The sequence below is a fragment of the Thioalkalivibrio sp. AKL12 genome (assembly GCF_000377925.1).
Classification (GTDB): domain Bacteria; phylum Pseudomonadota; class Gammaproteobacteria; order Ectothiorhodospirales; family Ectothiorhodospiraceae; genus Thioalkalivibrio; species Thioalkalivibrio versutus.
On the sequence record NZ_KB898897.1, the window covers coordinates 144,492 to 151,931 of the forward strand.

The following is a 7,440-nucleotide window of genomic DNA, read 5'->3' on the forward strand; positions in this document are numbered from 1 at the left end:
CGCCGGAGGCCAACCCCCTGGCCGTTTACTTGCAGGAGCGCACCGCTTCCCAGGCTCAACTGCCGCAACAGAGCCACGCCCTACCGCTCCAGGCCCTGCAACAATTCGTCGTAGATCGCCATATGCGCCTCAACAATCTCCTCGATCGCGAAGTCCCGCTCCGCAAGCTCCCGCCCAGCCTGTCCCATGGCCTTGCGTACACCGGGATTTTCGATCAAATACTGCAGTGCATCGGCTAACGCCTCTGGCTCTTGGATCGGCACCAACACGCCGCTCCTGCCCGGCTCAATCGCATCCCGGCAGCCTGGATGATCCGTCGTAATCACGGCACGCCCACAGGCCGCTGCTTCCACCAGCGCCTTAGGAAGCCCCTCCCCGTAGTAAGACGGCAAGCACACAATATGGGATCGAGCATAAAGCTCTGGGATGTCTTTTCGATATCCAAGCAACTCCACGATCTGCTCATCACGCCAGGTCGCCAACTCCTGCTCCGTGATGGTCGCTCGATTTCCGGGATCCACATCCCCAATAATCCAGAAACGTGCCTGCACACCGCGTTTCTTAAGGATCCGCCCTGCCTCCACGAGATCCGCGACACCCTTGTCGCGCAACAGGCGCGCAGCAAACGATACAACCGGCACACCAGACGGTTCCGGCCGCACCGGGTAATCACTCAGATTTACCCCCGATCCTCTTATCAGAGCCGTCTTACCTGACGGCATCCCGATCCAGCGCTGGAGCACCGCCCGATCATCCTGATTCTGGAAGATGGCCTTTTGACGTCTGTGCCCAAACGCCACCCGAAACATCGGATAAAGCAGAGCCCGTAGAGCTCGCGCTCTCACGCCGTGCCGGGAAAACACCATACCCAGCCCCGCCACCGCGGAGACGACGGCGGGAACCCGCGCGAGACGCGCCGCAATACCACCGTAGAGGTACGCTTTGATGGTCACCAAGTGGACAATATCTGGCTGGACTTCTCGAAACAGGCCAACGAGAGAACTGCCTGTGCCCCACTCCGCTATCGGGTTCATGCCCTTACGGCACAGGTCCACGGAGTGAAAGGTCATACCCGCGTTTAGTATTTCCGCCGGGGCCTCTCCAGGCCCGGCCACGTGTACATCGAAACCACGCTCTTGCGCAGCCAAGCCAATCGCAAATCGATGTGAGACAAACCAATTAGGCTCATTCAGCACAAACAAGAGTCGAGCCATAAACAGCACCACATTTCCGCCGGCTTTTGCGGCTTTAAAGGTTTGGTGTCGGCCCGGCGAACCCAAAGGCGCAGACCGACCTACAGGAACTCCGCCCACTGAGCGATCAGCGACTGGCTCAATACATGACCTTCACCCGCCGGCTGACCACCCATGCAGTAGCCAGCAGTCAACCCCGCGCGTAACGGCAGGAAGTTCCACTTGGAACCCGCCACCGTCCGCACCGCCTGGGTATCGCTCCCCTGCCGGTTAGATCAAATCGCCAGCTCGCTGTTCAGCGGAATACTTACATCTCGTTGCGTGTTCTCGATGACGACGGCCGCCTCCACCACGCGCATGCTGCACGCCTTTAGCCTGCCCGCCGTGATCCACTCGGCATACAGCGCATCCTACAATTCAGCGACTTCCGACGTGGAACCAGAGGTCACCTTGCAGGGTAGTCATATCTCTTAAGCCATTCAGTTTGCGCGCCCGCACGCGAACCCTCGCTACAATGCCCCACAAGGCAACATTACTTACGAGGGTATTCCATGGAACGGAACATCGTCTTCTGCTGCGACGGCACCGGTAACCAGAAGGGCACCGTTAACACCAACGTCGTCCACCTTCTGCGGCGCATCCCCAACCACAATCACCAGATCATCGCCTACGAACCCGGCGTCGGCACCTTCTCCCCGTTCGGCCTGCCGCGCGACAACCGCATCGGCACCACCCTGGGCAAGCTGTTCGGCCACGGCCTCACCGCCAACATCGAAAACGGCTACCGCTTCCTCATGCAGCACTACCGCGAGGGCGACCGCGTATTCCTGTTCGGCTTCTCCCGCGGCGCCTACGCCGTGCGCGCCCTCTCCGGCATGCTGGAACAATGCGGCCTGCTCCACCCCGGGCAGGAAGACCGCGTCTCCCAGGCTGCCCGCCTCTACACCCGGCAGAACAACCCGCAAGAAGCCGCCGCCTTCCGCAGCCGCCACACCCGCCCCTGCCCGGTGCACTTCATCGGCGCCTGGGACACCGTCGCCTCGCTCGGCTACCTCTACCGCAACCGCCGCTTCTTCGACACCAAACTCAGCCCCCAAATCACCCACGCCTGCCACGCCCTGGCCATCGACGAACGCCGCCCCAAGTTCGAGCCCCTGCTGTGGGACGCAACCCGCGCAGAACCCCGCCAGACCCTCGAACAACTCTGGTTCCCCGGTGCCCATGCCGACGTCGGCGGCGGCTACCCCAAACGCCAGCTCGCCGAAATCGCCCTGCAATGGATGCTGCAACGCGCCGAACACGCCGGCCTGCAGATCATCGAGAACCACGACCCAGCCACCGCACCCGACCCCGCAGGCCCCATCCACGAACCCTGGAACACCTGGACCGGCCGCGCCCTGCGCTGGCTGCATCTGGGCAACCGCCCGCGCGAGGTACCGCCCGAGGCCCTGCACACCTCCGCCAAAGCCCGCCACCAAGCCCTCGGCTACCGGCCGGAACTCTTCGCCCGCTGAGCCGTGCCCCATCGCGCAGCGCGCCACACATCCCAACGATGACCCAACCCCCTGTAGGAGCGGCCTTGGCCGCGAGCCGGTGGGAGGCCAGCCCCTGGCCGATCCCTACGGCAATCTCCATCGCCCGGAGGCCAGCGCTCCTGTCTCAGCCAGCGGCCGGCTGCCGACCATCCCGGCCCGGCCGGACCGGCGGGGCACACCTTTTGAGAGAACACATCCAGCTCCCTTCACCCCACATCCGTTCTTCGGCTTGCAACCCGAGGCACACCACCATCAAGTCGCGTTCCTAGCACGCTGATTTGCAACGCTGCGTCCCGCATCCACCCTGCGCCGCTCATAAAGCGGCCGGCTGCGCAACGCCTCGAGCCTTGCCAAGCGCCATTTGCGGCGCCCCAGCAGTCCAGCCCCGAGCGCGAGCAATATCCCCAGGAACTTGGCCCGGTGCCGCATCCCGGTACCGAAATTACTGGTTCCCCAAGCGAACACCACTGCCAGCGCAAGAAATACGACCAGCAACAACCGGTATTCCGGCCGGCTCCACCACTCACGCCAATACCGGAGGAGCAGCACCACCAGCGCCAGGTACACCAAGCCATCCAGCATACCGAACACGTGCATAACAGCCCGGACCTCCCAAGGAGGCGGCCCAAACAATAGATACGCAACCCGCACCGGTGTGAGCGCAACTGCATGGGCAGGATTGGCCGGAATGAGGTAATCGGGGTAAGCACTTCCGCCCCGCGCCCCTCGTTCCACACGTTCATCCAGGGTGTCGACACGCTCCATCACCGACCCGACCTCGCCAATACTCGAAAAGCGCAGATCGCCAAACGCGAGGACGCCGACCGACCCGGCAGAGATCAACACAGCCCCGCCCGCGACGACACTGGCCCGAACCCGTCCATGGAATGCCCCCCTCAGAACCTCCCGCAACGCCCAGACCGCCAGCAGCAGCGTGACCGCCACAAGCGCGAATACGGCCCCTCCGTGGATGATGCCCGCCGCCAGAATGACCCCCACGGCTCCGATCAGATAGATCACCCTTCCCGACCGCACCCAGCGCACCAGCAAAAACACTCCAAGCAGTAAGAAGGCAGTAAACCAAACCTCCCGCAGAGGAACCGCCGCGTTGATGATGAACATGGGGAAAAGCGCCGCCACCCATGCAGCGCGAACGCCCGCCTTGCGGTCCCAGAGCTCCTCGGCAATGCGCCCAACCAGATAGACGGTCACCAGGCCCAATCCAATGTTGACCGATTGAAACACCAGGGGCGCGCGATCAGTACACGCATAGATATTCCCGATCACCCAACTATGCACATACGACTCTCCCAAGCTCAGATGCTCTCCCAGGTTCCCGCACCCACTCTGCGCCCACTCCCATGCCCGACGTTCGAAGGCAACCGCATCCGTCGCCCCATGAGGAAGCACCAAAAAAAACCGATGAACAATCGCGGCTGCCACCCGGATCCCGAAGGCCACCATCAGCGGCAACAAATATCCTTGGCCCGAGCGCCCTGCATACAAGACCGCCAAAGCGAAGCCGGCCAGCAGGCAGACCGTAAGCAGCAACTCGACCGAACCGGTTGGAATATCGGTATAACTCATAGCACCCGCCATGCGTCAGCGCTGGGCCAGGCGACCCGTCGCGGCGAAGCGGGCCGCGAAATAACATCACTCATCCGACCTCCACTCAACCACAACGTCGCTGAACAACGAACCGTAGCGTTGCGCGACCGATTCCAGCCCGTAACACTCCACCATGCGTTCTCGAGCTCCGGCGCCCAAGCGAGCCAGGCCCTCCCGGCCATGTGCGAGCGCAGACCGAGCCCGATCAGCCAACAGCACCGGATCGCCCGATTCCGCCATAAACCCTGCCTGACCCACTACAGAACTCGCATCGCCGACATCCGTCACGAGCGCCGGCACACCACAGCCCATGGCCTCACCCACCACGTTCGGAAACCCCTCACCCCACAGCGACGGCATCACCAGAAGATCCAGGGCCGGGTAGAGCGTCTCGGGAGAATCCGTGGGCGAAAGAAGCGTCACGGCCGATTCCAGTCCGGCCTCACGAACGGCAGTAGCCAGCGGGCCATCGGGCTCCGCAACCCCGGTGCCGACCATCACGCAGTGCACGGGTAACCCATCGTCCATCAGCATCCGAAACGCTTTCAGCCATCCAAGATGGTTCTTCATCGGATGGGCACGCCCCACCACACCCAGCAGGAACCGGTCGGATGGAACGCCCAGCTCCGCTCGCCGGGCGCTCCGCGCACCCGGGTCGGGCTTGAAGCGGTCCAGGTCAAAACCATTGGGCAACACAACCCGCTTGTCGGGCGGATAGCCCAGGCCTTCGTGCTGTTCGGCGGCAGTCGCACTGTTGTAGACAATGCGTGCCGGGGACTGTGCGCACCATGCACCGGCCTGTATCACCCAGCGCGTGCTCGCCTTCTCGCGTCGTATGTCGTGCACCGAATGGCGCACGTTCCACAGGATCGGCCCCGTGTGACCCAGCCGCCGCGTGAGCGACGCGGCCAGGTTGCCGTGGTACATCCACCCCATCACCACGTCAGGACGAAGTTCCCGTATGACCTTAATCAGCTTCGGTATCCAGAAGGGTGAAACGCTTCGGCGGGCGCCCCCGTTATAAATCGGAACACCTACCTTCCGGATTTCTCTCGCCATCACCCCCGGTTCTTTGAGCGAAAAAACGGCGGCCTCGTCCGGGGACACGGACACCAGATTCGCCAATTGCCGTTCGGCGCCGCCCTGACTCAGTCCGGTAATGACATGAAGGACCTTCATCTGCTCACTGATCCCCTTCAAAAACCAGCCGCCCAAATCGCAGGTCCTGATCCTTGGAGCCAAAGGGCCCAGTTCCGGATTGCGGGTAGTGCGTTAACTCGCCAAAAACAACTCGATCTCCAAGATCATAGAGGTCTACGCGAACAAATTCGAATTCTTCCCCCAAAGCCTCAGCGATTTCCATCATTTCATCTAGTCGCTCCGGCTTCTCCGGAGCAGAGTCCGGCCGGGGGTATACGTAGAGCATATCCAGCATCTGCCAATCGGGTGTCATGAGTGCGCGCCGATGGCGACTTGTCCGCTCCAAATCGACCTGGACCGCCCTAACCCTTCCTCCACATACAAAAAACTTATAGTCGGTTGGTGGCGTCCCGCCTTTCCCCAGCCATTCCTCTGCAAAGAAACGCGGTTTGAGATAACGATAGGCCCACTCCCGGCGATACCAGTAGTAATTGGTGTTGTGCCAACGATAAACGCTGGGCTGCACCTCTTCTATATCGCCGTCTGATTGGATTGGCAAATTAAACCCACAGCCATGGGAGCCTTTGAGAATAAAAGGAAGCTCGACACCGCTCACATCCACTTCATCGGGGTGGTTCCAGTTGCGGATTATCTTGGATAAATACCGATCTCCCACGCGTGAACGAACGTAGTCCCTCACCAGATACTTGTCCGCAGTGTATGCCAAAAGGGCGTCACGGCGCTTGAGCTTGTAAGCAGTTACTCGCTCATTGAATGTCCGAGGGTCTCTGAGCGCGGGCCAATACCTGTTTTTGTAAACGAAGTGAGCTAACACCAACACGTATGCCGGAATTAGCCACCCAAACCTCTCAAAAATGATTCTGCGCATATTTGATTGCAACCCCCACTACTCGATTTGGACCGCCAACTGCCGTTCGACTCCGTCCCATAATGAGATGGAGCATCTTCACTCCGCCCCCTGTACGCTGTTTGGGTTTGCAGCGCTGCCCTCGGGTACTAGAAGTCGCAGATACGCATCGACGGCGGCATCCACTGTGAATGCCTGCGCCCTCTGTTCCACGTCTGGCTTGTCGGTTTCCTCCAGCGTCTCCTGCAGCGCATTCGCGAGCGCTTCCGCGTCACCCACCGGGACCAGGCGCCCCCAAGCACCGTCCTCCAGAATCTCGGGGGGACCGCTATCGCAATCCGTGGACACCACCGGCGCACCCCTGCATGGCAACGTCCAATCCAACAGCACGTTTCCGAATCCTTCCCAACGTGACGACAACTCCAATACATCGGCCCGCGCCACGTGTGCATACGGATTCCTCACGAATCCCGGCATCGAGACATACTCCGAGAGCGTTAGCCGCTCAACCTCCGCCTCTAGCACCGGCCGCATCTCCCCTTCACCGAGGATGAGCAAACGCGCTTCCATGGTTTCCCGGAGCCGAGCGAAGGCACGGATACTTTACCCACACCCTCTGTCGACAGCATTGCATACACTCCGTCAAATCCAGAACCCAAAACAGATTAGTCCTCGGTGCATGGTTTCAGCATCCTTCAGCCCCCCCCGTAGACACCCATTGAAAGATCACAACTAGAACCATTTCGAGCAATGCGTCTCGATTATGTCCACAAGCACTGTCGACTTCCCGTAAATTCGGTCCATTGAAAACTGGAAGTCTCCGGGCACACTAGAGCCAAAGGAGGCCGAGATGCGCAAGAGTCGGTTTACGGAGAGTCAGATTGTTCAGACGCTGAAGCAGGTCGAAGGCGGCCGGAAGGTGAAGGACGTCTGTCGGGAGATCGGGGTCTCTGAGGCGACCTACTACCAGTGGAAGTCGAAGTACGGTGGCATGGAGGCTGCGGACGTCCGACGGCTGAAGGAGCTGGAGGACGAGAACAACCGGCTCAAACGGATGTATGCCGAGCTGGCCCTGGAGAACACGGCCCTGAAGGAC

7 protein-coding genes and 1 pseudogene are annotated in these 7,440 nt (G+C 61.0%); 2 read left to right on the forward strand and 6 right to left on the reverse strand.

What is annotated here, in order from left to right; all coding sequences use genetic code 11:
• Positions 1 to 80: 80 nt before the first annotated feature.
• Together D579_RS0109090 and D579_RS15335 are read right to left on the reverse strand one after the other, a co-directional pair.
• Positions 81 to 1,214, reverse strand: coding sequence for a glycosyltransferase family 4 protein (locus D579_RS0109090; protein WP_026289489.1), 1,134 nt, complete (start codon positions 1,212 to 1,214; stop codon positions 81 to 83).
• Between the two features lie 140 nt (positions 1,215 to 1,354).
• Positions 1,355 to 1,645: pseudogene (locus tag D579_RS15335) on the reverse strand (Vi polysaccharide biosynthesis UDP-N-acetylglucosamine C-6 dehydrogenase TviB); the annotation flags it as partial.
• A gap of 99 nt (positions 1,646 to 1,744) precedes the next feature.
• Between D579_RS15335 and D579_RS0109100 the strand changes: the two are divergent.
• Complete coding sequence (locus D579_RS0109100; RefSeq protein WP_018951799.1) at positions 1,745 to 2,707, forward strand: DUF2235 domain-containing protein; 963 nt, start codon at positions 1,745 to 1,747, stop codon at positions 2,705 to 2,707.
• A 273-nt stretch (positions 2,708 to 2,980) separates the two neighbouring features.
• On the opposite strand, the gene D579_RS0109105 is transcribed toward D579_RS0109100, so the two are convergent.
• The 4 genes from D579_RS0109105 to D579_RS14240 all read right to left on the reverse strand — a co-directional run bounded on the left by D579_RS0109105 (position 2,981) and on the right by D579_RS14240 (position 6,944).
• Positions 2,981 to 4,315, reverse strand: coding sequence for a hypothetical protein (locus D579_RS0109105; protein WP_020679155.1), 1,335 nt, complete (start codon positions 4,313 to 4,315; stop codon positions 2,981 to 2,983).
• A gap of 66 nt (positions 4,316 to 4,381) precedes the next feature.
• A complete protein-coding gene (locus D579_RS0109110) occupies positions 4,382 to 5,515 on the reverse strand; it encodes a glycosyltransferase (protein ID WP_026289490.1) in 1,134 nt (377 codons plus the stop codon).
• A 4-nt stretch (positions 5,516 to 5,519) separates the two neighbouring features.
• Entirely contained in the window at positions 5,520 to 6,365 is an 846-nt protein-coding gene (locus D579_RS14780) for an ATP-grasp fold amidoligase family protein (RefSeq protein ID WP_081621712.1), read from the reverse strand.
• A 78-nt stretch (positions 6,366 to 6,443) separates the two neighbouring features.
• Positions 6,444 to 6,944 carry a glycosyltransferase gene (locus tag D579_RS14240; RefSeq protein WP_255346794.1) on the reverse strand — a complete coding sequence of 167 codons (501 nt, stop codon included), beginning with the start codon at positions 6,942 to 6,944 and terminating at the stop codon, positions 6,444 to 6,446.
• Positions 6,945 to 7,194: 250 nt separating this feature from the next.
• On the opposite strand from D579_RS14240, the gene D579_RS0109125 reads away from it, so the two are divergent.
• On the forward strand, positions 7,195 to 7,440 hold a 246-nt coding region (locus D579_RS0109125), incomplete at its 3' end, for a transposase (RefSeq protein ID WP_018951803.1).